Source organism: Mesorhizobium sp. M0715, from assembly GCF_040320355.1.
GTDB lineage: Bacteria > Pseudomonadota > Alphaproteobacteria > Rhizobiales > Rhizobiaceae > Mesorhizobium.
Map to the genome: position 1 here is coordinate 149,696 of NZ_JAMYPL010000002.1, position 24,496 is coordinate 174,191.

A 24,496-nucleotide genomic window follows, 5' to 3' on the forward strand; every position below is an offset into this window, starting at 1 on the left:
ATTCATGCTCTCAGCCTTCGGCCGGCAATGTCACCACAAAGCGTGCGCCCTTGATCTCGCCGGGTTTGGTGCCGGGGATGTTCTCGGCGGTCAGCGTGCCGCCATGGGCCTCGACGATTTGCCTGGATATCGACAGGCCAAGGCCCGAATTCTGGCCGAATGCCTCGCCGGCCGGCCGATCCGTGTAGAAGCGCTCGAAGATGCGGTCGATGTTGTCGGCGCGGATGCCGGGGCCATTGTCGTCGACGGTGACGATGTTGAACTTGCCGGCACGCGCCAGCGACAGGCTGATGTGGCCATGATCCTCGGGGACGAAGGAGCGGGCGTTCTCTATCAAATTGGTGATGACCTGGCCGATGCGCAGATCATGCCCGACGACGACGTAGCCTTTGACGCCCTGCGGCAGTTTGGCGGCCTTGAACTCGATCTCGACCGCCTTCTTGTTACGCGTCGCCTCGCGCGAAACGGCGACGAGATCGGTGATGAATTTCTTCAGGTCGACCGTCCCGGCATCTTCACGCGCGAGCTCCGCGTCCAGGCGCGATGCGTCGGAAATATCGGTGATGAGCCGGTCCAGCCGCCTGACATCGTGCTGGATGATATCCATCAGCCGGCCGCGCGAATCGTCGTTCTTGGCCAGCGGCAAGGTTTCCACCGCGCTGCGCAGCGACGTCAGCGGGTTCTTCAACTCGTGCGAGACATCGGCCGCGAAGCTTTCGATCGCCTCGATGCGGGCGTAGAGCGCGTTGGTCATGTCGCGTATGGCGATCGACAGATTGCCGATCTCGTCCTGACGGTCGGAAAAATCGGGGATCTCTTCACGGCTCTTGACGCCGCGCCGCACCCGCACCGCCGCCGCCGACAGCCGGCGCAGCGGATTGGCGATGGTGGAGGCAAGCAGCATCGACAGGATGGCGGTGACAAGGGCCGCGATACCGAAGACGCGCAGGATCGCCTTGCGCTCGGCGGCGACGATCTTGTCGATGTCGCCGCCTTCGGTCGACAGCATCAGCACGCCGAGGACGGCACGAAAGCGCTGGATCGGCACCGCCACCGAAACGATCTGCTCGCCCTGCTCGCTGACGCGCACGATGGTCGACGGGCTGCCGGTGAGAGCCTTGACCACTTCCGGGAAAGCGGCGCCATTGCCGCCCGGCTGCTCGTGATAGACCGGCAGCTCGGTGTTGCGGAAGAAGTCGAAGACGAATTTCTGGATGCGCTCGACAAGATCGGGCTCTTCCTCTTCAACCGGCGGCAGATCGTAGCGCAGGATCTGGCCGCGCGAATAGAGGTGGCGCGAATCGAGCAGCAGATTGGCGTCGCGGTCATAGATGCGTGCGCGGGTCCTGGTCGGCGAGATCAGCCTTCTCAGCACCGGCGCGACCCGCTCCGGGTTGATCGGGAAGTCGAGATTGTCGAGCTGGTCGGAGCCGGGTCCCAGGCTTTCGCCGGCCTGCAGCTCAAGCAGCTTTTCCGGGTCGATGCTGATCGAATCCGTCTCGACGGTCGCCGACGCGGCAATGGCGCCGGCGATGATCTCGCCCTGGGTCATCAGGCTTTCGACGCGGGCGTCGATCAGTCCGTCGCGGAAGGTGTTGAGATAGAGGATGCCGGTCACCAGGACGGCGAGGCCGGCAAGGTTGAGGAACAGGATACGCCGCGTCAGGCTGGAAAAGATATGATGACCAAGGAAGCGGCGCATCGGCACCGTGATCTTCGAGACGAAGGACGGCATGATCCGCGACGGCCGCCTGGAGGCGCCCGCCGGTCTTGTTCGCTGTGCTTCCACTGCCATCGAATAGCAGGCCCTGCTACTTACGCTTCGCGGAACCGGTATCCGACTCCGTAAAGGGTTTCGATCATCTCGAAGTCGTCGTCGACGGCCTTGAACTTCTTGCGCAGCCGCTTGATGTGGCTGTCGATGGTGCGGTCGTCGACATAGACCTGTTCATCATAGGCCGAATCCATCAGCGCATCACGGCTTTTTACGACGCCTGGACGCTGCGCCAGCGAATGCAGGATCAGGAACTCGGTGACGGTGAGCGTCACCGGCTCGCCTTTCCAGGTGCAAGTGTGGCGCTCCTGGTCCATGACGAGCTGGCCGCGCTCGAGCGAGCGGGCCTGCTGGCTTGGCGTCTTGGCGGCAGCCTCGCGGGCACTGGCGCGGCGCAGCACGGCGCGCACGCGCTCGACCAGCAGGCGCTGCGAGAAGGGTTTGCGGATGAAGTCGTCGGCGCCCATCTTGAGACCGAACAACTCGTCGATCTCATCGTCCTTGGAGGTCAGGAAGATCACCGGCAGGTCGGACTTCTGGCGCATCCGGCGCAGCAGTTCCATGCCGTCCATGCGCGGCATCTTGATGTCGAGGATGGCAAGGTTCGGCGGGCGTGCCGCCAGGCCTTCCAGCGCCGACGCACCATCCGTGTAGGTCTCGACGCGATACCCCTCGGATTCCAAGGCGATCGACACCGATGTCAGAATGTTGCGGTCGTCATCGACAAGCGCGATTGTTGCCATTTCAAGCGGCTCCCTCATGAGCTGTCCCTTCTGTCGTAGAGAAGGGGCTTTTGCAGGACAAATTAGGTACAAAATGTGGCATAGGCCTTGTCCGCTGTCACGCGCGGCATGCCGGCGGCCACAATCCTACCTCGACATGGGTTGGACGAACGTACATCGCCAATCCTTTGGGCAACCGCGAAACTTTTTGCACATATAAACGATTTAAACAACTTTCAAAATATTTAAATCGATTAATGATTTGATATCATTTGCCTTTTCTGGTTCTGACCATCTCAGCCCGCGTAGTGGGCGTGCTGGAAACGTGCCGGCAAAGATGCGGCAAATCCAAGAGGGACACTCGATGTCGGAAGTCGGCAAACGCAATTCCGCCTGCGCGATCGATCATATCGGCCTGAAAACCACCGGCGTGGTGCGCTATAATTTCGGTGCGGCTGCCCTTTATGAGGAATCGATCCGGCGCGGCGAGGCCCGCTTAACCGCCCATGGCGCGCTGGTCGCCGAGACCGGCCAGCACACCGGCCGCTCGCCCAAGGACAAGTTCGTCGTCCGCAACGGTGACACCGAACCACATGTCTGGTGGGAGAACAACAAGGCGATCTCGCCGGCCCAGTTCGACACGCTGCTCGCCGATTTCCAGGCGCATGCCGCGGACAAGGATCTATACGTCCAGGATCTGGTCGGCGGCGCCGATGCGGAGTCGAGGCTGCCGACCAGGGTGATCACCGAATTTGCCTGGCACTCGCTGTTCATCCGCAATCTGCTCATTCGTCCCGGTGCCACCGAACTCGAGCAGTTCGTGCCCGAGATGACGATCATCGACCTGCCGTCCTTCCGCGCCGATCCCCTCCGTCACGGCAGCCGCACCGAAACGGTGATCGCCGTCGATCTTTCGCGCAAGATCGTGCTGATCGGCGGCACCTCCTATGCCGGCGAGATGAAGAAGTCGGTGTTCACCATGCTCAACTATCTCCTGCCGGCGAAAGGCGTGATGCCGATGCATTGCTCGGCCAATGAGGGTGCGGCCGGCGACGCCGCCATCTTCTTCGGCCTGTCGGGCACCGGCAAGACGACGCTCTCGGCCGATCCCTCGCGCACGTTGATCGGCGACGACGAGCATGGCTGGGGACCGCACGGCATCTTCAATTTCGAAGGCGGCTGCTACGCCAAGACGATCAAGCTGTCGGCGGAAGCCGAGCCGGAAATCTTCGCCACCACGCAGCGCTTCGGCACGGTGCTGGAAAATGTCGTGCTCGACGCCGATGGCGTGCCGGATTTCAACGACGGAAGGCTGACCGAAAACACACGCTGCGCGTACCCGCTGGACTTCATCCCCAATGCCAGCAAGACCGGCCGCGCCAACCATCCCAACAACATCATCATGCTGACCGCCGACGCCTTCGGCGTGATGCCGCCGATCGCGCGGCTGACCCCGGCGCAGGCGATGTATCACTTCCTCTCCGGCTACACCGCCAAGGTCGCCGGAACCGAAAAGGGGGTAACCGAGCCAGAAGCGACGTTTTCGACCTGTTTCGGTGCGCCGTTCATGCCGCGCCATCCCTCTGAATACGGCAATCTGCTGCGCGAGCTGATTGCAGGCCACGGCGCCGATTGCTGGCTGGTCAATACCGGCTGGACCGGCGGCGCCTACGGCACCGGCAAGCGCATGCCGATCAAGGCGACGCGCGCCTTGCTTGCCGCCGCACTTGACGGCTCGCTGAAGACGGCCGAGTTCCGCACCGACCCTCATTTCGGTTTCGAGGTGCCGGTGGCTGTCCCGGGCGTCGACAGCGGCATTCTCGACCCGATGATTCTGGACCCCCGGGCGACCTGGGCCGACAAGGCCGGCTATGACCGGCAGGCGGCAAGGCTGGTCGGCATGTTCGCCGTCAATTTCGAGAAATTCGAAAGCCATGTCGACGCCGTGGTGCTGGGCGCCGCGCCGCGCATGCAGGAAGCGGCGGAGTAATCGCGCCACAGGGTTCAGCTTTCGTTGAAAGGCCCGGTTCGATCGGGCCTTTTCTTTTTCGATCCGCCGCGCCATGACTGCGGCATGGCGAGCGACGACAACATCATCATATCAGGCGATGCGGTTATCCATCCGGGCGACCTGCACGAGGATTTCATCCGCTCGTCCGGCCCCGGCGGCCAGAACGTCAACAAGGTGGCGACGGCGGTGCAGCTGCGCTTCGACGCGGCCAACGCAACGGGTCTGTCGGAGCGCGTGCGCGAGCGGACGATCAAACTTGCCGGCCAGCGTGCCACCAAGGACGGTGTCATCGTCATCGAGGCAGGCCGCTTCCGCACCCAGGAACAGAACCGGGCGGATGCGCGGGCACGGCTGACGGCATTGGTCGCCAAGGCCGCCGAACCGCCACCGCCGCCGCGCAAGAAGACACGGCCATCGAAGGGCGCCGTGGAGCGGCGGCTGAAGAGCAAGGCCGGGCGCGGCACGATCAAGAAGCTGCGCGGCCGGGTGGAGAACGATTAAGCACCACACCAATCACGCGCACAAAACGACTTCCCATTTTGGGCCGCAGATGCAAGGTTCAACCATTGCCATTAGCAAGGGAGACCCAAGGATGGGCATGTTCGATTTCGTCAAGAGCGTCGGCAAGAAACTGGGCATCGGCGGCGACGAAGAAGCCGCACCCACGGCCGACACGCTCAAGAAGGAGCTCGATTCGCACAAACTCGGCACCGATGGCGTCGAGGTCGTCGTCAAGGGTGACACGGCGGTGCTGAAGGGCGTGGTCAAGGATCAATCGATCTTCGAAAAGGCAGTCATCGCCGTCGGCAACACGCTCGGCGTCTCCAAGGTGCAGGCGGACGAATTGCAGGTCGCGCCAGCGTCTGGCACGGCCGCCGCCCCGGCCAAGGAGCCCACCTTTTACACGGTGAAGAAGGGCGACAATCTCTGGAAGATCGCCGAGAAAAGCTACGGCAAGGGCCAAGGCGTCAAGAACACGGTCATATTCGAGGCCAACAAGCCGATGCTGACCCATCCCGACAAGATCTATCCGGGCCAGGTGCTGCGCATCCCAGATCTCGCCTGATCAAGGCGATGCCAATTTGCGAAAAGCAATTCCAGGAAAAGTGTGAAACGGTTTTCCGTCCGGAATTGTGCCAAACAAAGAGTTAGAACGGCGGCTTTCGGGTCGCCGTTTTCTTTTGATCGTGACATTTTACGGTTCCGAACCATCCGGGAGGTGACCGAATCCGTGCTCGTTCTGCCCAAAGGTGTCCGCCACATGCCGGCTTACCTGTCACGCAGTGTCCAGGAGACGCTGGTCGATGAGGTGCGAAGCATCGTGCAGCAAGCGCCGCTGTTCGTGCCTGCGATGCCGCGCACCGGTAAGGAGATGAGCGTGCGCATGACCAATTGCGGCCCGCTCGGCTGGGTCACCGACAAGGAACAGGGCTACCGCTACCAGCCGACGCATCCCGCGACAGGCTCACCATGGCCGCCAATCCCGGAGGCGCTGCTCGAGCTGTGGCGGCAGGTATCGGGCTATCCCAATCCACCGGAAGCGTGCCTGATCAATTTCTACACGCCGGATGCAAAAATGGGGCTGCATCAGGACCGCGACGAGGCTGATTTTTCGGCGCCGGTCGTCTCCGTCTCACTGGGCGACGATTGCCTGTTCAGGGTCGGCCAGACGACGCGTGACGGGGCGACCCGGTCGTTCAGGCTGCAAAGCGGTGACGTCGTGGTGCTCGGCGGCGAGGGGCGGCTGTGCTTTCACGGCGTCGATCGGATCTATCCCTCGACCTCGGCACTGCTGAAAAACGGTGGGCGGATCAATCTGACATTACGACGGGTGACGGAGCCGGCCGTCACAGCTTCCTGAGCGCCACTTCCTCGATCAGGTGGTCGGCGCCCTTGCGCAGGATGAGGTCGGCGCGCGCTCGCGTCGGCAGAATGTTCTCGCGCAGATTCTTCAAATTGATGTTGGTCCACAGGCCTTCGGCGATGGCGCGCGCCGAACCCTCCGACAGCTGCGAATAGCGGTGAAAGAAGGAGTCCGGGTTGCGGAAGGCGGTCTCACGCAGCCGCATGAAGCGGGAAATGTACCAGTTGTGGATCAGCTTTTCGTCGGCATCGATGTAGATGGCGAAGTCGAAGAAGTCCGACAGGAAAGGGACGATCTTGCCGTCCTGCGGCAGCTTGCCGGGCTGCAGGACATTGATGCCTTCGAAGATCAATATGTCGGGCCGGTCGATGGTGACGAACTCGCCAGGAATGACGTCATAGGTCAGGTGCGAATAGACAGGCGCGCGGACATCGGGCAGCGCCGACTTGATGCCCGACAGGAAGCGCAGCAGTGCGCCCACATCGTAGCTGTCGGGGAACCCCTTGCGCTCCATCAGGTTCTCGCGGCGCAGGACCTCGTTGGGCAGCAGGAAGCCGTCGGTGGTGATGAGATCGACCTTGGGGCTCGACGGCCAGCGCGCCAGCAGTTCCTTCAGCACGCGTGCGGTGGTCGATTTGCCGACGGCGACCGAACCGGCGATGCCGATGATGAAGGGCGTCTTGACCACGTCGACCGCGTTGAAGAAGGCCTGGCGTTGCCGAAACAGCAGCTGGCTCGCTTCGACATGCGCGGACAAAAGCCGCGACAGCGACAGATAGATGCGCGTGACCTCTTCGAGATCGACCGGATCGTTGAGCGAGCGCAGGCGGCGGAATTCGTCCGCGCTCAGCGTCAGCGGCGTGTCGGCACGGAATTGCGACCATTGATCGGCGGAGAAGAAACGAAAGGGGGAATATTTCTCGGTTGGCGCGAGCTGATCCATCGAGATACCTGCCCTCCTCGCGGTCAGCCCTTGGGCCGTGACGCCTTCTCGGCGATGCCCGAACGCCGGGTGCGGCCTTCGAGTTCCGTAAGCACGTCGCTCAGCGGAACCCCGGAGAGGCCGAGAACGACGAGCCAATGATATATAAGATCGGCACTTTCCGAAACGATGGCCGGTTTGTCGCCCTTGACGGCGGCAATCACCGTCTCGACCGCCTCCTCGCCGAGCTTCTGCGCCGCCTTGTCGATGCCGCGCGCGAACAGTTTTGCCGTCCACGAGTCCGGGTCGCCGGAATGGGCGCGTTCCCCAACGATTTTTTCCAGATCGGAAAGCGAAAACTCAGCCATGGCGCCATCTATCTGCTTGTTTAAGCATGATCTTTTCCGAAAACCGGTTCCCACTTTTCGGGATCATGCTTTAGGGCCGATTATTCACAGAGTCCAGCCGCATCGGCAGCCCCGCGGCGGCCATATGCGCCTTGGCCTGCGCTATCGTGTAGGTGCCGAAATGGAAGATGGACGCGGCCAGCACCGCGCCGGCATGGCCGTCGCGAATGCCTTCGACCATGTGGTCGAGCGTGCCGACACCGCCGGAAGCGATCACCGGCGCGCGCACGGCGTCTGATATCGCGCGGGTCAGCGCGATGTCGTAGCCGGCCTTGGTGCCGTCGCGATCCATCGAGGTCAGCAGGATCTCGCCGGCGCCGCGATCGACCATTTTCCGGGCGAACTCGACCGCATCGATGCCGGTCTTTTCGCGGCCGCCATGGGTGAAGATCTCCCAGCGGTCGGTCTCACTGGTGCCCGACACCTTCTTGGCGTCGATGGCGACGACGATGCACTGGTTGCCGAACTTGTCGGCGGCCTCGGCAACGAAATCCGGGTTCTTCACCGCGGCCGTGTTGATCGACACCTTGTCGGCGCCGGCCAAGAGCAGCTTCCTGATATCGGCGACCTGGCGCACGCCGCCCCCGACGGTCAGCGGCATGAAACATTGTTCGGCGGTGCGTGCGATGACGTCGAAGATGGTTTCGCGATTGTCCGACGAAGCGGTGATGTCGAGGAAGCAGAGTTCGTCGGCGCCGGCCGCGTCATAGGCCTTGGCCGCCTCGACCGGATCGCCGGCGTCGACGAGATCGACGAAGTTGACGCCCTTGACGACACGGCCGTTCTTGACGTCGAGACAGGGGATGACACGGGCTTTCAGCATCAGCGGCCCTCTATCGTGGCGATGAGATCGTTCAGCAACTGGCCAACCAGCGGCGGAACATCGGCTTGGGCGTCGAAGGCCGGGTCGTAGGCGGAGACGGTGATGCCGACGACCGGCACCGCAAGCGCCATGGCGCAAGTGGCGTCGCGCAGCTGTTCCGGGCTCGGGCCGCCCGAAGTGATATAGCGGTTGGCCTGCAGCTCCCGGGGATCGTGCACGTCCATGTCGAGATGCATGTGCACGCGTCTGGCGCCGGCTATCTTCAGTCTTTCGGCCGCCTGGGCCACCCCGGAGCATTCCGTCCGCACGATCGGCAATGTCTCCAGCAGCCGTTTCTCGTCCGGATCGAGATCGCGCGCGTTGACGAGCACGCAACGCGACGGATCGATCGGCCTGAAGCCGGGAATGGCCGACGCCATCGGCCGCCAGCACAGGCCAAGCACCGTCGCCAGCGCCATGCCGTCGAGAAAGCCATATGTGGATGTCTCGGGCGTGTTCAGGTCGCCATGCTGGTCGGCCCAGATGATCGCATCGGCGTCCTCACCGGCGACCGCGCCGGCGCTGGTCAGGCAGTTTCCCGCAAGGACGATGGGAAACCGACCGGCGTCACGGGCAAGGCGAACCTCGCTCGCAACCGCGTTGCAGACGGCAAAGCCGGTGGCGATTTCGCGCTCCTGGGCATCTCCAACCTTGCCGATATCCTCGACCATCACATCGTGGCCGGCCATCGTCAGGGCGTCGACGAGCCCGCCTGAGACCAGCGCGTCCGGACCCTGGCCCATGCCGCCATGGTAATGGCCGCTGTCATAGGACGCCAGGATAATGGAGATTTTCACGTCTGCGTCTCCGCCGCTGGCCGGCCCTGCAGGATCGCCAGCGCCTCGGCCGGATCAATGCGACCGTCATAGAGCGCGCGCCCGGAGATCGCGCCTTCGAGCTTTTGCGCATCGGGCATGGTCATGCGCACGATGTCGGCGATCGAGGCGAGGCCGCCGGAAGCGATCACCGGGATCGACACGGCATCGGCGAGGTCGATGGTGGCGTCCCAATTGATGCCGGTCAAAACGCCGTCGCGGTCGATGTCGGTGTAGATGATGGCGGCGACGCCGGCGCCCTCGAATTTCCTCGCCAGTTCGATGACGCCAAGGCTCGACGCCTCGGCCCAGCCCTCGACGGCGACCTTGCCGCCCTTGGCGTCGATGCCGACGGCGACCTTGCCCGGAAACGCCTTGCAGGCCTGCTTGACCAGGTCCGGGTCACGCACCGCCACCGTGCCCAGGATGACGCGGGCCAGCCCGCGATCGAGCCAGTCCTCGATCTGCGCCAGCGTGCGGATGCCGCCGCCGAGCTGCACCGGGTTCTTCGTCGCCTTGAGGATGGCGCCGACCGCCGCACTGTTGACGCTCTGGCCCTGGAAGGCGCCGTTGAGGTCGACGACATGCAGCCATTCGAAGCCCTGTTGCTCGAAGGCTCGCGCCTGAGCGGCAGGATCGTCGTTGTAGATGGTCGCGGTGGCCATGTCACCGTGCCTGAGGCGCACGCACTGGCCGTCCTTGAGGTCGATGGCGGGGAAAAGGATCATCCGTTCAGGCGCCTTCCACAATGGCGAAATGCGACGTCGAATAGAGGCGTCGGAACTTCAGCGCCGCCTGGTATTCGGGCGAATGGAAGCAGGCGAGTGCGACCGCGTAGCTCTCGAACTCGATGATGACATGGCGATTGCCCGATGGCCCTTCCGGGCTCGACGACTGACCGCCGCGGGTCAGGAATTTTGCGCCATATTTGTCGAAAGCCGCTTTGTTGGCGGCAATGTATAGCGGATAGTTTTCCGGATCGGTCACCTCGACCATCGCCATCCAGTAGCCCTTCTTGCTCATCGGTTTTCAGGGCCTCCAACGCAGGAAATTGGTGATCAGCGTCAGGCCGAGCGCCTGGCTCTTTTCCGGGTGGAACTGCGTGCCGACGAGATTGTCGCGGGCGACAGCCGCCGTCACCGGGCCGCCATAGTCGGCAACCGCCAGAACCTCGTCCGCCTTGCGCGCATCGAGATGATAGGAATGCACGAAATAGGCATGCAGCCCGCTTGCGCCAGTCGGTATGCCGGCAAACAGCGGATGCTGGCGCTTGAGCTCGATCGTGTTCCAGCCGATCTGCGGGATCTTCAGCGCCGGATCGGAAGGCATGATCTCCTTCACGTCGCCCGATATCCAGCCGAAGCCGTTGGTGATTGTCTTTTCCAGGCCGCGCTCGGACATCAGCTGCATGCCGACGCAGATGCCCAGGAACGGCCGGCCCTTGACGATCGCGACCTCTTCGACGGCTTCCCACATGCCTTCGACGGCCTGCAGGCCGGCCGCGCAGTCGGCATAGGCGCCGACGCCGGGCAGGACAATGCGATCGGCCGTGCGCACCCGCTCGGCATCTGCGGTCAGGTCGATATCGGCCGATATGCCGGCTTCCAGCGCGGCGCGCTCGAAAGCCTTGGTGGCCGAGCGCAAATTGCCCGAGCCGTAGTCGATGATCGCAACCCGCATGTCAGCTTCTTCCCGGAATGTGGGTCAGCCCCAGCGCCATGCCCGGCTGCGCTGGCCGCGCCAGGGCAGCATCGGGGACCATGCGCGGCGCCGGCACAACCTCATCGGCAAGCGCTTCCGCTTCCAGCGCATAGCGTGTGTCGGCGTCGTCGAGCCAACCGGCTTCGACCGCGCCCCATTCGTGCCAACCGCGCCGGCGAAGTGCCGCGATGCGCAGGCCTTGCCCTTCCAGTCCGACATAGAGCGAAACCAACAACGACAGCAGCGAGCCGGCCAGACCAAGGCCGAGCTTCTGGCCCAGCATCGAAAGCAGGCCCATGACGACGAAGGCAAGCGCTGCCTCGATCCACAGCCTATGCCAGGCGAACCATAGCGGCGGCACGAGCAGACCCAGCCAGGTGAAGCCATCGCGGACAAAGGCCGTTGCATCGGCCTTCTCGCTGCGGCCTGGCGGTTCCATCACGACATAGGTGGCCATGGCCTTATCCCTTCAACGATCCCTTGGTGGAGGGAACCGCATCCGGCTGGCGCGGATCGCGTTCGAGAGCAACGCGCAGCGCGCGCGCCACCGCCTTGAAGCAGGTCTCGGCGATGTGGTGGTTGTTGGCGCCGTAGTGATTGGTGACATGCAGCGTGATGCCGGCATTCTGCGCCAGCGCCTGGAAGAACTCGCGCACCAGCTCGGTGTCGAAGGTGCCGATCTTCGGCGATGAGAAGGAAACGTTCCAGACCAGGAACGGACGGCCGGACACGTCGATCGCGGCGCGCGTCAGCGTCTCGTCCATGGCAAGGTCGATCGAGGCATAACGCATGATGCCGCGCCGCTCGCCCAGTGCCTTGGCCAGCGCCTGGCCGAGCGCGATGCCGGTATCCTCGACCGTGTGGTGATCGTCGATATGCAGGTCGCCCTTGGCCCTGACCGTCATGTCGATCAGGGAATGGCGCGAGAGCTGGTCCAGCATATGGTCGAAGAAGCCGACCCCCGTGGCGATATCCGACTTGCCGGAGCCGTCGACATGGACCGACACGGAGATGTCGGTTTCCTTGGTCTTGCGGCTTGCTTCGGCGGAACGGGGCGGCATCACTCTATCCTTGTCGCAGAGGTTCACATCGTGACCGGCTCAGAGGCTTCAAGCGCTCGCAGGCTTGAAAACGAAAGCCTTCTAGCAGCATGGTCCAGCGATTGCCAGTTACCTCTGGGAGCGGAATCGGCCTTGCCGCGGAGGCGATTTGCAATCACCGGCCCCATGCATACATATGGCCGATCAAAGTTACTCGTACCGCGCCGATCGCCTTATCGGGATGGCGCTGCTCGGAGCCAGGAAATGTCCAATGAACTGACCATGCACGCCACGACCATCGTGACGGTGCGCAAGGGCAACAAGGTGGTGATCGCCGGCGACGGCCAGGTCAGCCTTGGCCAGACCATCATGAAGGGCAACGCCAAGAAGGTGCGCCGCATCGGCAAGGGCGGCAATGTGATCGCCGGGTTCGCCGGTGCCACCGCCGACGCCTTCACGCTGCTGGAACGGCTCGAGGCCAAGCTCGAACAATATCCAGACCAGCTGACGCGCGCCTGCGTCGAACTCGCCAAGGACTGGCGCACCGACCGCTATCTGCGCCGGCTCGAGGCGATGATGCTGGTGGCCGACAAGTCGGTCTCGCTGGCGCTGACCGGCACCGGCGACGTGCTCGAACCCGAATTCGGCGTCATGGCCATCGGTTCGGGGGGCAATTACGCGCTGGCGGCGGCCCGCGCGCTGATGGACAGCGACAAGGATGCCGAGGAGATCGCCCGCAAGGCGATGCAGATCGCGTCCGATATCTGCGTCTACACCAACAACAATTTCGTCGTCGAAACGCTCGATGTCGGCTGAAAAGGCCGGCCATGACCCCGAAAAGTGGAAACCGGTTTTCTCGGACGAACGGTTCCGTTCGTCCAGAGATCATGGCCGAACAAGAAGATAGCTACGATTTTCGGCCGGTGACGGAAAAAGACCTGCCGATGATCGCCGGCTGGCTCGCCGAGCCGCATGTTGCAGAGTGGTGGGACGATCCGGAGACGGAAATCGCCGGCATTCGCGAGCACATCGGTAGCATTTCCGTTGAGCCGCTGATCGTCGAGCTCGACGGCAAGCCGATCGCCTATCTGCAAAGCTACGATCCGCACCTGGAAGACGACCACCCCTATGCCGACCAGCCGTTCGGCACGCTCGGCATCGACGTGTCGATCGGCGTGCCGGAGCTGGTCGGGCGTGGCCATGGCTCGGCAATCGTGCGCCAGTTCGTCGAACAGCTGTTCGAGGAAGGCGTGCCGCGCGTCATCATCGACCCCGACCCGGGCAATATCAGGGCCATCCGCGCCTACGAAAAGGCCGGCTTTGTTGCTTTTGACACCAGAACATCGGAGTACGGGCCGGCCTTGATGATGGCGCGCGACGCGACGCAGGAGCCCAATTGATCAGCGCCGAAACCCTCGACAAGGCAATCGCGAAAGGTTTGATCTCGCAGACCCTTCGCGATCAGTTGGAGGCCATGGAACGTGCGGTCGCTCTCGCCCCCGAGGCCAGGCGCGCCGATGACGAGGGTGACGAGGAAAACCTGCGGCTGGTCGGCGGCGGCAACGACCTGTTCGTCACCGTCGGAACCGTTCTGCTCAGCGCCGGCTTCTTCTTTGTCCTGACCACCTTGCTTCCAGGCCAGACATTCTGGATCGCCGGCATCCTCGCGGTTTTCGCCTGGGGGCTCGCCGAAATTGTCACGCGTCAGCACCGGATGAAATTATCGTCGTCCGTGCTTGCCCTGATTTTCATGGCCGCCATTCTGGCCGCTCTGGCGCTACAAGTGGAGGCCAGCTTCGGCATACGCAAGCCGGAGACCATCTGGCAGCTATTGGCGTTGCGCCAGACGGCGTCCCAGGCCGGATATCTGTTCCTGGGCGGAGGAATAATTGCGGCGGCGATCTATTTCTGGCGCTTTCGCGTCCCCATCATTGCCGGGGCTATCGCCATCGCCTTTACACTGCTTGCCTTCCTGCAAACGGCGATAATCCTGTATGACAGCGTGACAGCGGGTGCGATTGCGCCGCCGCGTATTGAGGATGTTCCCGAATTGCTCCGAGCGGCACTTTACATGCCGCTGATCTGCGGCCTGATCGTGTTCGCAACGGGTGTAGCTTTTGACATTTACGACAGGGATCGACGCAAGATCTGGTCCGATTGCGCTTTCTGGCTGCATGTCGTCTCGGCGCCCATGCTGGTGCATCCGCTCTTTATCATGGCGACCGGCCAGAACGTCGTATTCGGACATATCGCGCCGGACGCCAATGCAACCATCATGCTGACGGTCCTGATCCTTGGCTTCCTCTATGTCGCGCTGGCCATAGACCGCCGTTCGCTTCTGGTTCCTACATTGGCTTACTTCGGCTCGCTGGGCATCTATTATCTGGTGAATTCCGCCTCCGATTCGACGGGTATCCCGCCTTTTGCCTTGATCCTGGTCGTTGTTGGCGCGCTGATTATTCTGTTCGGGGCTGGCTGGCAGCGTATCCGGCGGATTGTGGTCAAACCCACCTTGCCGGCTGCCGTGATCCGCCGGCTACCGCCGCTGAAGGCGTGACAAGGCTTTATGATGATCGAGACGGCGACGCGAAACGAGGGGGAATGAACCGATGACGACACCGGCCACGGAGAGCAGCTATTCGGCCTATGAAGACAGCTGGCGGATGGGGCTTCTGCTCGTCCTCGCCCTGATCATCTTCCAGGCCGGGGCGCTCTACGGCATGGGGCGAACGCCGATCTGCACCTGCGGCTACGTCAAGCTCTGGCATGGCGTCGTGCAGAGTTCGGAAAATTCCCAGCACATTTCGGACTGGTATACGTTCTCGCACATCATCCACGGCTTCCTGTTCTATGCGCTGGCGCGGTTCCTGTTCCCGCGTTCGCCGATCGGCTTGAGGCTGGCGTTCGCCGTCTTCATCGAAGGCGGCTGGGAGCTGCTCGAAAACAGCCCATTCATCATCGAGCGCTACCGCGCCGGCACCATCTCGCTCGACTATTACGGCGACAGCATCATCAATTCGGTGTCCGACACACTGGCCATGGTGCTGGGATTTGTGATGGCGCGAAGGCTACCTATATGGGTGATCGTCAGCCTTGCCATCATCTTCGAACTCGGTACCGGCTATCTCATCCGGGACAATCTGACACTCAACGTGATCATGCTGCTGCATCCGTTCGAGGCCATCAAGCAGTGGCAAAGTGGAATCTAGTGATATGAGCACATTTTCTCCCCGCGAAATCGTTTCGGAACTCGACCGTTTCATCATCGGCCAGAAGGACGCCAAGCGCGCCGTGGCCATCGCCTTGCGCAACCGCTGGCGCCGCCAGCAGCTGGAAGGCCAGATGCGCGAAGAGGTGATGCCGAAGAACATCCTGATGATCGGGCCGACCGGCGTCGGCAAGACGGAAATCTCGCGCCGCCTGGCGCGGCTCGCCGGTGCGCCTTTCGTCAAGGTCGAGGCAACCAAGTTCACCGAGGTTGGCTATGTCGGCCGCGATGTCGAGCAGATCATCCGAGACCTGGTCGAGATCGCCATCGGCCTGGTGCGCGAGAAGATGCGCGAAGACGTCAAGGCGCGCGCCCACGTCAACGCCGAGGAACGTGTGCTGGAAGCGCTGGTCGGCAAGACGGCGAGCCCGGCCACCCGCGATAGTTTCCGCAAGAAGCTGCGCGACGGCGAACTCGACGACAAGGAGATCGAGGTCGAGGTTGCCGACACCGGCGCTGGCGGCATGCCCGGCTTCGAAATCCCCGGTATGCCGGGCGCCAATATCGGCGTGCTGAACATCAACGACATGCTGTCGAAGGCGATGGGCGGCAAGAAGACCAAGATGCGCAAGACGACGGTGAAGGAATCCTACGACCTGCTGGTCAACGACGAGTCCGACAAGCTGCTCGACCAGGACGAGGTGGTGCGCCGGGCGCTCGATGCGACGGAGAATGACGGCATCGTCTTCCTCGACGAGATCGACAAGATCGCGTCGCGTGAAGGCGGCATGGGCGCCGGCGTTTCCCGCGAAGGCGTGCAGCGCGACCTGCTGCCGCTGATCGAAGGCACCACGGTGGCGACCAAATACGGACCTCTGAAGACCGACCACATCCTGTTCATCGCCTCGGGTGCGTTCCACGTGTCCAAGCCGTCAGACCTGTTGCCGGAATTGCAGGGCCGCCTGCCGATCCGGGTCGAGCTGCGGGCGCTGGAGAAGGACGATTTCGTCCGTATCCTGACCGAGACAGAGGCCAGCCTGATCAAGCAGTATATCGCTCTGATGAAGACCGAGGGCGTCGACCTGACCTTCACCGACGACGCGATCGATTCGCTGGCCGGCATTGCCGTCGACCTCAACGCCAGCGTCGAGAACATCGGCGCAAGACGACTGCAGACAGTGATGGAACGGGTGCTGGACGAAATCTCCTACGACGCGCCCGACCGCAACGGAACCAGCGTCACCATCGACGCCGCCTATGTGGAAAAGCATGTCGGCGACCTGTCCAGGAATACCGACCTGTCGCGGTTCATCCTTTGAACGACGGCGCCGGAACGTTCCGGCGCCGGTCCAGGCAACATTTTCCGGCCAGCAAAATCATGTGTGGCCAGATGGTATCATCTGGCAGCTTTCGTAGTGCCGGGTGAAGGGGCGCTCTCGACTCGACCAAGAGCTTTACCTAGTTTGCGCGGCAATTCTCGATCTCTTGGTTTGACGCAATTCCGGAAAACCGTTTCACACTTTTCCTGGAATTGCTTGGGCGGCGGGTGCATGAAAAAACTGATTCTGGTTATTCTCGGCTTGACGCTGGCGGCGACGCTGTTCGCCGCCGAGGCAGCGACATTGGTGCCGCCGGGAAATCGCAATGCCGTGCAGCCCGATATTCCGGGCGCCTCCAGCCGGCGCACGCAAGCGACCAACACCAGCTTCCAGGCGAAGTACCGCAAGGTCTACGCCCTGCTGCAGAACGACGCCGATCTGCGCGGCAAGATCAAGAAGGCAGCCGCCACCTACGGCATCGATCCCTTGCACATCGTCGGCGCCATCGTCGGCGAGCACACCTACAATGTCGATGCCTATGACCGGCTGCAGACCTACTACGTCAAGGCGATCTCCTATCTCTCCAGCAAGCTGTCCTTCGCCTATGACGGCGAGGACATCACCGATTTCGTGCAGCGGCCGGAATTCAAGAAATGCGCAGGGATGTCCGACAGCTACGATCTGTGGGAATGCCGCGAACAGGTGTGGAACCGTTCGTTTCGCGGCAAGAGCGTCGGCGGGACGAACTTTCCCGACGACCGTTTCGGCGCCACCTTCTTCCAGCCCTATTATGCCGGCCAGACCTTCGGCCTCGGCCAGCTCAATCCGCTGACCGCCCTACAGATGAGCGATCTGGTGCACAAGGTTTCCGGCCTGCCCAGGCTCGACGTCGGCGATCCCAATTCGGTCTACAAGACCATCATGGATCCCGACCTGACGCTGCCCTACGTCGCCGCGACGATCCGGAAATCGATCGATGCCTACAAAAGCATTGCCGGCTTCGACATTTCGGGCAATCCCGGGCTGACCGCCACGCTCTACAATGTCGGCAATCCGGAGCAGCGCGCCGATGCCTTGAAAGCTGAGAACGACAGGCGCCGCGCCGCCGGCGAGCCGGAAAAGCTGCCGGAAGAGAATTACTATGGCTGGCTGGTGAATGACAAATTGGCGGAGCTGAAGGCGCTGTTTTAGCGGGTTTGAGCTCAGGCCTCTACCTCCCGCTTGTGGGGAGGGTATCGCATATGGACTCTTGCGAAGAAGGACCCCCAACCTAACCCTCCCCACAAGGGGGAGGGAACGCTGTCGCGTGCCTTTTATTCTTCTTTGGCGCCGAAAAGTCAGGCGACTAGCCTAGGTCGGCGCCGACGGAAGTCTCCCTTCCCCTTGTGGGGAGGGGTTAGGGGTGGGGGTCGGTGCCGGGCAGACATCTCAGGAATTCCATATGCGATTACCCTTCCCACAAGGGGCAGAGCAGGCTCAAGCCGCCAGCAGCGACTTCAGCTTGACGTCCTGCGATCCCAGTGCTTCCGGCGCCGGCTTCGCGCGCTTGCCGATCAGCATTTCAGCCAGCCTGATGTCGCGGGCGACCGCGTTGCCGGGGCCGATGCCGCTGGCCGCCACCAGCCTGCCGTCCTGGGCCAGATGGAAGAGGATGAAAGCGCCGTCGCCGAGGTCGCGGCGCACGGTGCTGCTGCCTTCGTCGGACAGCCCGGCAATCTGCAGGGACAGACCATATTGATCCGACCAGAACCATGGCACCGCCGCATGCGCCTCGCCGGCACCCAGCATATTCCTCGCCGCCAGCGCGCCCTGCTCCTGGGCGTTGCGCCAGGCTTCCAGCCGTACGCGGCGGCCGCCATAGACGGCGAGCGGAAACGAGCAGCAATCGCCGGCGGCAAAGATGTCGGGATCGCTGCTGCGCAGCTCGGCATCGACGGCAATGCCGTTGTCGATCGCCAGCCCAGCTTCGGCCGCAAGCCCGGTCACCGGCACGGCGCCGATGCCGATGATCGCGAGGTCGGCGACGATTTCCCGGCCGCCGGCAAGCGCTATGCGCACCTTGTTGCCGTCGTCGGCGATGGACGCGATGCCGTCCCCGCACAGAATATCAACGCCCTCGGCGATGTGTGCATCGTGGATAATTTCGGCGATCTCGGCCGGCACGCCGCGCATCAGGATGCGCGGCTGCGCCTCGATAACGGTGACCGCAGCGCCTAGCTTGCGGGCCGCGGCCGCGAGTTCGAGACCGATGAAACCGCCGCCGATGATGGCGATGCGGTTGCCGGCGGTGAGATGCGCACGAATGGCGAGCGCATCGGCAAAGGTGCGGAGATAGACGCAGCGCGGACCCAGTCCCGGCATCGGCAGCTTGCGCGGCGTCGAACCGGTTGCCAGCAGGAGCTTGTCGTAAGGCAGGACCGATCCGTCCGACAGGCGCACCGCATGCGCCGCGCGATCGATCGCCACGGCCTGGACGGAATGTATATGCCGGATCGATTTCTCGGCCAGAATGGCGTCGCTGGCGATCGCCTTGATCTCGGGCGCATCGCTGGCCATCGCCTCCTTGGACAGAGGCGGGCGCTCGTAGGGCAGATGCGGCTCGTCGCCGACCAGCGTCACCGGCCCCCGATAATCGAGGTCGCGCAGCGCCAATGCCGCCCGCCCGCCGCATTCGCCGGCGCCGATGATGAGCATCCCCCCCGCCATGTCAGTCATCCGATCTGGATCAGGACTTTGCCGGCATCGACCTTGACCGGATAGGTCTTGAGATTGACGCAGACCGGGGCGCCGCGGGCGTCACCCGTCTTGTAGTTGAAGCGGCCATTGTGCTTGGGGCATTCGATGATGTCGTCCATCACCAGCCCATCGGCCAGGTGCACCTTTTCATGCGTGCAGAGGCCGTCGGTGGCGAAGAACTCGTCGTCGGGGCTGCGATAGATGGCGAAGGTGCGGCCGCCATGGTCGAAGCGCATCACATCCTCCTCGTCTATGTCGCCGGTGGCGCAGGCCTCGACCCAGTCGCTCATTCAAGTCCTCCCTAAAAGCAATCCAGAAAAAGTGCGCAGCGGTTTTCCGCCCGGAATTGCGTTAAAATAAACAGTCCAGATCGGATGGAAGCACGATCATTCCGCCGCGGCGACGATAGTGTCGTTGTGGAATTCTTCGCGATATGGCCGTGCGGTCGGCGGCAGCTCGCGTTTGAGGAAATAGTCCTCGTTGCGCAGCTGGCGCAGGAAGACCGGTATCATCTCGCGATAGCCGGCCAAGATCGACGGTGTCGGTTCCGGCAGATCGTGCTTGATCAGTTCGTGCAGCCTCGGCAGCGCATGGTACGGCACCATCGGGAACATGTGATGCTCGACATGGTAGTTCATGTTCCAGTAGATGAAGCGGCTGATCGGGTTCATGTAGACGGTGCGGCTGTTCAGCCTGTGGTCGGTGACGTTATCGGCCAGGCCGCCATGCTGCAGCAGCCCGACCATGACATGGTGCCAGGCGCCATAGAGCCTGGGCAGGCCGACCAGCATCAGCGGCAGGAACGAACCGGTGTAGAGCGCCAGCCCTACGGTGGCGGCATAGATCGCCGTCCAGATGCGGGCGACGCGGATCGCCTTGGGCTGTTCCTGTTCGGGAATGAAGGTCTTTTCGGCGGCGCTGACGGCGCCGGCGGCGTTGCGCAGCATGTCTGACATCGCATGCCAGGCGTCGAGCACGCCGACGAAGCCCAACATGGCGCGAACCAGATCAGGCGGCCGCATGACCGAGATTTCCGGGTCGCGGCCGACGATGACGGTGTCGGTGTGGTGGCGCGTGTGGCTCCAGCGCCAGGTCACCGGATTGCGCATGATCATGAAGCAGGCGATCTGATAGACCGCATCGTTCATCCACTGCGTCCGGAAGGCGGTGCCATGACCGCATTCGTGCCAGCGCGAATCCGTCGAGGAGCCGTAGAGGACGCCATAGACGAAGAAGAACGGCACGCACCACCAACTGCCCCAGAACCAGGCGCCGCCGGCGCCGCTGACGATCAGCGCGGCGAACCAGATCGCCGTATCGCGGATCGCCGGCCCGTCGGAGCGCTGCATCAGCTCCTTCATCTGCTTGCGCGGTATGTCGGTGTGATACCACTCGGCGGCCGACAGGCCGGTCTCGACGGCGAGCCTGGCGTCGCGGCCGATCAGGCTGTAGTCACGCCGGGACGGCGCAGTGGACATGATTGCCTCCCTCGGCAAAGGCATCCGCCAGAGCGATGCCGTGAAATCCCTTGGTTTCGAGCATCAAAGTAACGCCGACCGATGATAGACTCAACATCACAAAGATAGTTTCTATCATTTCCCATCAGGATGATGTACGAAGGCTCAAGCAAATCCGACGAGGCAAGCATGGTGAAGCGGCCGACAATATCAGATCTGGCGCGCATCTCGGGCGTCAGTGTCGCCACCGTCGACCGCGTGCTGAACAACCGGCTGCCGGTGCGCGAAGAGACAGCGCGCCGCGTCTACGAGACCGCTACCGATATCGGCTACCACGCCGCCGGCCTGATCAAGCAGCGCATGCGCCAGGAATTGCCGGAGTACCGGCTGGGCTTCCTGCTGCTGCGGGGCAATGATGCCTTCTACGGCGACTTCGCGCGGGAACTTGAACTGGCCATCTCGCAATCGCAACGCTTCCGCGGCGTTGCGACCATCGATTTCGCCAGTTCCCTGGCTCCCGACGAGATCGCCTCCCAGATGCGCAGGCTGGCGGCGAAATCGAGGGCCATCGCCGTTGTCGGCCCGGACCATCCGACCCTGACAGCGGTCGTGGAAACCTTGAAGGCGAGAGGGCAGCCGGTCTTTTCGGTGCTGTCCGACTTTGCCGCCGGCATCCGGGAGGGCTATATCGGCCTCGACAACCGCAAGGTCGGGCGCACCGCCGCATGGATGATCTCCAAAGCAGCCAAGCGGCCCGGCAAGGTCGCCCTCTTCGTCGGCAGCCACCGCTTCCACGGCCATGAGTTGCGCGAGATCGGCTTTCGCTCCTTCTTTCGCGAGCATGCGCCGGAGTTCAGCGTGCTTGAAACGCTCGTCAATCTGGAAGCCAACCAGGTCACCCATGACGCGATGATCGATCTTCTGGCGCGTTATCCGGATCTTGCCGGCTGCTACGTCGCCGGCGGCGGCATGGAGGGCGCGGTCTCGGCGCTGCGGGCAGCGAAGCCCGCGACCATGCCGGTGGTCGTCTGCAACGAGATCAACGCCGAGTCGCGCGCGGCACTCGCCGACAACATCCTCACCATGGTGATCTCGACCCCGCTCGCCGCTTTGTGCCGTGAGCTTGTCGACCTGATGGCGCATGCCATCGAAACCGGCGCCGCCAACGCTCCGGGCCAGACCTTCCTGCCCTTTGACATCTACCTGCCGGAAAACATCTAGCCCGCCGCCGCGCAAGGCCGCCGAGGCAAATGATAGAATCCATCAGAGCGATGCGTAAATCGGCCGGCAGGCCGCGGAATCGCCCTTGACGCCCCGATGTGAAATGGAATAAATATTTCATCATCTGTGTATTTTGGTTCTTTCGTTCCGGAACATCTGTTTCAAACAGGGGCTTGACGTTCCAGCCAGGAGGCAAGCGTCACCCGGAATAGAAAAGATATCAGGGAGAGATTCCCCGGGGAGATCGGGGATTCCGGATAAATCGGTGAAACCGGACACCAATATGTGGAGGAGAAACACAATGAAGAAATTGATTTTGGGCGTCGCCTTCGCGGCGCTGATGAGCTCATCCGCGTTGGCCGCCAAGGTTGGCGTGTCGATGGCCAAGTTCGACGACAACTTCCTGACCGTGCTGCGCAACGGCATGATCGAGCAGGCCAAGGGCATGAGCGGCGTGGAGCTGCAGGTCGAGGACGCGCAGAACGACGTTGCCAAGCAGCTTGACCAGATCAAGAACTTCGCCGCCTCGGGCGTCGATGCCATCATCGTCAACCCGGTCGACACTTCGGCCACGCAGGCGATGTCGGATGCCGCGGCGGCCGCCAAGATCCCGCTGGTCTATGTCAACCGCGAGCCCGTCAATGTCGACACGCTGCCCGACAACCAGGCCTTCGTCGCCTCGAACGAAGCCGATTCCGGCACGCTCGAGACCAAGGAAGTCTGCCGCCTGTTCAAGGAAGCCGGCAAGAAGGAAGCCAATGTCTATGTGATCATGGGCGAGCTTTCCAACCAGGCCGCCGTGCAGCGCACCAAGGACATCGACGATGTGATCGCGACGCCGGATTGCAGCTTCATCAAGATCATCGACAAGCAGACGTCGAACTGGAACCGCGACGAGGCGCAGAACCTGATGACCAACTGGCTGTCGACCGGCAAGCCGTTCGACGGCGTCATCGCCAACAATGACGAAAGCGCCATCGGCGCCATCCAGGCGATGAAGGCCGGCAACATCGACATGAAGGCGGTTGTCGTCGGCGGCGTCGATGCCACCCAGGATGCGCTGGCAGCCATGCAGGCGGGCGACCTCGATGTAACCGTGTTCCAGGACGCCGCCGGCCAGGGCGCCGGCGCTCTCGATGCGGCGCTCAAGCTCTCCAAGGGCGAGAAGGTCGAGCACAAGGTCTACGTGCCCTTCCAGCTGGTGACGCCGGCCAACATCGACAAGTTCCTGAAGAAGAACTGAGCCGCCAGCGGTTCGATACGGAGCGGCGCTCTCGATCGCGACAGCGCCGCTCCCCTCTCTCTCCCTCGGCGCCGGCACGGCGCGAGGGCGACCGCGGCTGATGGAGGACAGGATACGTGGCACAGACATCTCATGGCGTCGGCGGCGTCGGTTATGATGCGAGGAAGCGCACATGGCCGGCCGAGTTCAATGTTTTCCTGGCGCTGGTCATTCTCGTCGTCATCTTCGAACTGATCGGCCGCGTCTTTCTCGGCGACAGCTTCCTGTTCAACACCCGCAGCGACGTCGGCGGCATCTTCAACGAAGCGCGCCTGCAGATCATCATCCTGCAGGTGTCGATCGTCGGCATCATCGCCATCGGAGTGACGCAAGTGATCATCACCGGCGGCATCGACCTGTCCTCGGGCTCGATCGTCGGCGCGACCGCCATGATCGCCATGAGCTTCGCCCAGGTGGCGACGGTCAACGGCAACCCCAATCCCAAGGCGATGTTTTTGGCGCAAGGCTGGACGGACCTGCCTGTCATCGTGCCGCTGCTGGTGGCGATCGCCTGCGGCCTGTTTGCCGGCCTGGTCAATGGCGCGCTGATCGCCTACACGCGCATTCCGCCGTTCATCGCCACGCTCGGCATGATGGTGACCGCGCGCGGTATCGCCAAATGGTGGTCCAAGGGCCAGCCGATCTCGTTTCCCACCGAGAGTTTCGCCGGCATCGGCAAAGGCCTGATGCCCGTCGTCATCTTCCTGTCGCTGGCCATCCTGTTCCAGCTGATCATGACCTACACCAGGTACGGCAAGCACTGTTATGCGATCGGCTCCAACGAAGATGCCGCGCGCATGTCCGGCATCAAGATCGCCAACCACAAGATCCTGGTCTACGTCATCGCCGGCATTCTCGCAGCGCTCGCCGCCGTGGTGCTGAGCTCCAAGAACCTGACCGCGCAGTCCGGCATGGGCGTGATGTACGAGCTCGACGCCATCGCCATGGCGGTCATCGGCGGCGTCTCCCTGTCGGGCGGGCGCGGCTCGATCATCGGCACGGTTATCGGCTCGCTGATCTTCGGCGTCATCATCTCCGGCTTCACCTTCCTGCGCCTCGACGCCTACTACCAGGAGATGGTCAAGGGCGTGATCATCGTCGGTGCGGTGGTTCTCGACCAGTGGCGCCAACGCCTGCGGGCAATGAGGGCATGAC

The 24,496-nt window shown here is 62.8% G+C and carries 27 protein-coding genes; 13 read left to right on the plus strand and 14 right to left on the minus strand.

The window, feature by feature from the left end; genetic code table 11:
- Positions 1 to 10 precede the first annotated feature (10 nt).
- On the minus strand, positions 11 to 1,795 hold the full coding sequence (locus NKI21_RS02585; protein WP_013528336.1) for a sensor histidine kinase: 1,785 nt from the start codon (positions 1,793 to 1,795) through the stop codon (positions 11 to 13).
- Between the two features lie 20 nt (positions 1,796 to 1,815).
- Positions 1,816 to 2,517 (minus strand): response regulator transcription factor, encoded by a 702-nt coding sequence (locus tag NKI21_RS02590; RefSeq protein WP_013528337.1) that lies wholly within the window; start codon positions 2,515 to 2,517, stop codon positions 1,816 to 1,818.
- Between the two features lie 343 nt (positions 2,518 to 2,860).
- Here NKI21_RS02590 and NKI21_RS02595 point away from each other — a divergent pair, with 343 nt between their 5' ends.
- The 4 genes from NKI21_RS02595 to NKI21_RS02610 all read left to right on the plus strand — a co-directional run bounded on the left by NKI21_RS02595 (position 2,861) and on the right by NKI21_RS02610 (position 6,368).
- On the plus strand, positions 2,861 to 4,486 hold the full coding sequence (locus tag NKI21_RS02595; RefSeq protein WP_352864371.1) for a phosphoenolpyruvate carboxykinase: 1,626 nt from the start codon (positions 2,861 to 2,863) through the stop codon (positions 4,484 to 4,486).
- Positions 4,487 to 4,570: 84 nt separating this feature from the next.
- A complete protein-coding gene (arfB, locus tag NKI21_RS02600) occupies positions 4,571 to 5,008 on the plus strand; it encodes an alternative ribosome rescue aminoacyl-tRNA hydrolase ArfB (RefSeq protein ID WP_023810634.1) in 438 nt (145 codons plus the stop codon).
- Positions 5,009 to 5,099: 91 nt separating this feature from the next.
- On the plus strand, positions 5,100 to 5,573 hold the full coding sequence (gene lysM, locus NKI21_RS02605; protein WP_128302729.1) for a peptidoglycan-binding protein LysM: 474 nt from the start codon (positions 5,100 to 5,102) through the stop codon (positions 5,571 to 5,573).
- Positions 5,574 to 5,738: 165 nt separating this feature from the next.
- A complete protein-coding gene (locus NKI21_RS02610) occupies positions 5,739 to 6,368 on the plus strand; it encodes an alpha-ketoglutarate-dependent dioxygenase AlkB family protein (RefSeq protein WP_352723393.1) in 630 nt (209 codons plus the stop codon).
- Here the strand turns inward: NKI21_RS02610 and coaA are convergent.
- The 9 genes from coaA to hisB all read right to left on the minus strand — a co-directional run bounded on the left by coaA (position 6,355) and on the right by hisB (position 12,139).
- Entirely contained in the window at positions 6,355 to 7,314 is a 960-nt protein-coding gene (coaA, locus tag NKI21_RS02615) for a type I pantothenate kinase (protein ID WP_027039969.1), read from the minus strand. The two genes, NKI21_RS02610 and coaA, sit on opposite strands and share 14 nt — an antisense overlap.
- Positions 7,315 to 7,337: 23 nt before the next feature.
- Entirely contained in the window at positions 7,338 to 7,661 is a 324-nt protein-coding gene (locus tag NKI21_RS02620; protein ID WP_352864377.1) for a phosphoribosyl-ATP diphosphatase, read from the minus strand.
- A 70-nt stretch (positions 7,662 to 7,731) separates the two neighbouring features.
- Positions 7,732 to 8,526: an imidazole glycerol phosphate synthase subunit HisF gene (hisF, locus tag NKI21_RS02625; protein ID WP_164748906.1), complete on the minus strand. Its 795-nt coding sequence runs from the start codon at positions 8,524 to 8,526 to the stop codon at positions 7,732 to 7,734.
- A complete protein-coding gene (locus tag NKI21_RS02630; protein WP_352864380.1) occupies positions 8,523 to 9,359 on the minus strand; it encodes an arginase family protein in 837 nt (278 codons plus the stop codon). Before NKI21_RS02630 ends, hisF begins: the two co-directional genes overlap by 4 nt.
- Positions 9,356 to 10,105 carry a 1-(5-phosphoribosyl)-5-[(5-phosphoribosylamino)methylideneamino]imidazole-4-carboxamide isomerase gene (gene hisA / locus NKI21_RS02635; protein ID WP_352864383.1) on the minus strand — a complete coding sequence of 250 codons (750 nt, stop codon included), beginning with the start codon at positions 10,103 to 10,105 and terminating at the stop codon, positions 9,356 to 9,358. Before hisA ends, NKI21_RS02630 begins: the two co-directional genes overlap by 4 nt.
- Positions 10,106 to 10,109: 4 nt before the next feature.
- Positions 10,110 to 10,400 carry a DUF1330 domain-containing protein gene (locus tag NKI21_RS02640; protein WP_127289536.1) on the minus strand — a complete coding sequence of 97 codons (291 nt, stop codon included), beginning with the start codon at positions 10,398 to 10,400 and terminating at the stop codon, positions 10,110 to 10,112.
- 6 nt (positions 10,401 to 10,406) lie between these two features.
- Positions 10,407 to 11,057 (minus strand): imidazole glycerol phosphate synthase subunit HisH, encoded by a 651-nt coding sequence (hisH, locus tag NKI21_RS02645; RefSeq protein WP_352864388.1) that lies wholly within the window; start codon positions 11,055 to 11,057, stop codon positions 10,407 to 10,409.
- Position 11,058: 1 nt separating this feature from the next.
- Complete coding sequence (locus NKI21_RS02650; protein ID WP_027039976.1) at positions 11,059 to 11,535, minus strand: DUF2628 domain-containing protein; 477 nt, start codon at positions 11,533 to 11,535, stop codon at positions 11,059 to 11,061.
- A 4-nt stretch (positions 11,536 to 11,539) separates the two neighbouring features.
- Entirely contained in the window at positions 11,540 to 12,139 is a 600-nt protein-coding gene (hisB, locus tag NKI21_RS02655; RefSeq protein WP_127289532.1) for an imidazoleglycerol-phosphate dehydratase HisB, read from the minus strand.
- Positions 12,140 to 12,382: 243 nt separating this feature from the next.
- Here hisB and hslV point away from each other — a divergent pair, with 243 nt between their 5' ends.
- From hslV to NKI21_RS02685, 6 genes are all read left to right on the plus strand, one after another.
- Positions 12,383 to 12,934 (plus strand): ATP-dependent protease subunit HslV, encoded by a 552-nt coding sequence (gene hslV, locus NKI21_RS02660; protein WP_127289530.1) that lies wholly within the window; start codon positions 12,383 to 12,385, stop codon positions 12,932 to 12,934.
- A 71-nt stretch (positions 12,935 to 13,005) separates the two neighbouring features.
- Complete coding sequence (locus tag NKI21_RS02665) at positions 13,006 to 13,518, plus strand: GNAT family N-acetyltransferase (protein WP_352864393.1); 513 nt, start codon at positions 13,006 to 13,008, stop codon at positions 13,516 to 13,518.
- Positions 13,515 to 14,675 (plus strand): hypothetical protein, encoded by a 1,161-nt coding sequence (locus NKI21_RS02670; RefSeq protein ID WP_352864396.1) that lies wholly within the window; start codon positions 13,515 to 13,517, stop codon positions 14,673 to 14,675. Before NKI21_RS02665 ends, NKI21_RS02670 begins: the two co-directional genes overlap by 4 nt.
- Before the next feature lie 52 nt (positions 14,676 to 14,727).
- Positions 14,728 to 15,327, plus strand: a complete 600-nt coding sequence (locus NKI21_RS02675) for a DUF2585 domain-containing protein (RefSeq protein ID WP_352440524.1) — start codon at positions 14,728 to 14,730, stop codon at positions 15,325 to 15,327.
- Positions 15,328 to 15,331: 4 nt separating this feature from the next.
- Positions 15,332 to 16,645: an ATP-dependent protease ATPase subunit HslU gene (gene hslU, locus NKI21_RS02680; RefSeq protein ID WP_023810648.1), complete on the plus strand. Its 1,314-nt coding sequence runs from the start codon at positions 15,332 to 15,334 to the stop codon at positions 16,643 to 16,645.
- Between the two features lie 231 nt (positions 16,646 to 16,876).
- The gene (locus tag NKI21_RS02685; protein ID WP_352440525.1) at positions 16,877 to 17,836 is read left to right on the plus strand and encodes a DUF1402 family protein; all 960 of its coding nucleotides are present in this window, start codon (positions 16,877 to 16,879) and stop codon (positions 17,834 to 17,836) included.
- 285 nt (positions 17,837 to 18,121) lie between these two features.
- Here the strand turns inward: NKI21_RS02685 and NKI21_RS02690 are convergent, their stop codons facing one another.
- The 3 genes from NKI21_RS02690 to NKI21_RS02700 form a co-directional block, all read right to left on the minus strand.
- The gene (locus NKI21_RS02690; protein WP_352440526.1) at positions 18,122 to 19,360 is read right to left on the minus strand and encodes an NAD(P)/FAD-dependent oxidoreductase; all 1,239 of its coding nucleotides are present in this window, start codon (positions 19,358 to 19,360) and stop codon (positions 18,122 to 18,124) included.
- Positions 19,357 to 19,671, minus strand: a complete 315-nt coding sequence (locus NKI21_RS02695; RefSeq protein ID WP_027161041.1) for a Rieske (2Fe-2S) protein — start codon at positions 19,669 to 19,671, stop codon at positions 19,357 to 19,359. Before NKI21_RS02695 ends, NKI21_RS02690 begins: the two co-directional genes overlap by 4 nt.
- A gap of 96 nt (positions 19,672 to 19,767) precedes the next feature.
- A complete protein-coding gene (locus NKI21_RS02700) occupies positions 19,768 to 20,859 on the minus strand; it encodes a fatty acid desaturase family protein (RefSeq protein ID WP_352440527.1) in 1,092 nt (363 codons plus the stop codon).
- A 168-nt stretch (positions 20,860 to 21,027) separates the two neighbouring features.
- Here NKI21_RS02700 and NKI21_RS02705 point away from each other — a divergent pair, with 168 nt between their 5' ends.
- From NKI21_RS02705 to NKI21_RS02715, 3 genes are all read left to right on the plus strand, one after another.
- Complete coding sequence (locus NKI21_RS02705; protein ID WP_023810652.1) at positions 21,028 to 22,059, plus strand: LacI family DNA-binding transcriptional regulator; 1,032 nt, start codon at positions 21,028 to 21,030, stop codon at positions 22,057 to 22,059.
- Positions 22,060 to 22,360: 301 nt separating this feature from the next.
- Positions 22,361 to 23,302: a sugar ABC transporter substrate-binding protein gene (locus NKI21_RS02710; protein ID WP_024502009.1), complete on the plus strand. Its 942-nt coding sequence runs from the start codon at positions 22,361 to 22,363 to the stop codon at positions 23,300 to 23,302.
- 116 nt (positions 23,303 to 23,418) lie between these two features.
- The gene (locus NKI21_RS02715) at positions 23,419 to 24,495 is read left to right on the plus strand and encodes an ABC transporter permease (protein ID WP_023810654.1); all 1,077 of its coding nucleotides are present in this window, start codon (positions 23,419 to 23,421) and stop codon (positions 24,493 to 24,495) included.
- The last annotated feature ends 1 nt before the right edge of the window (position 24,496 follow it).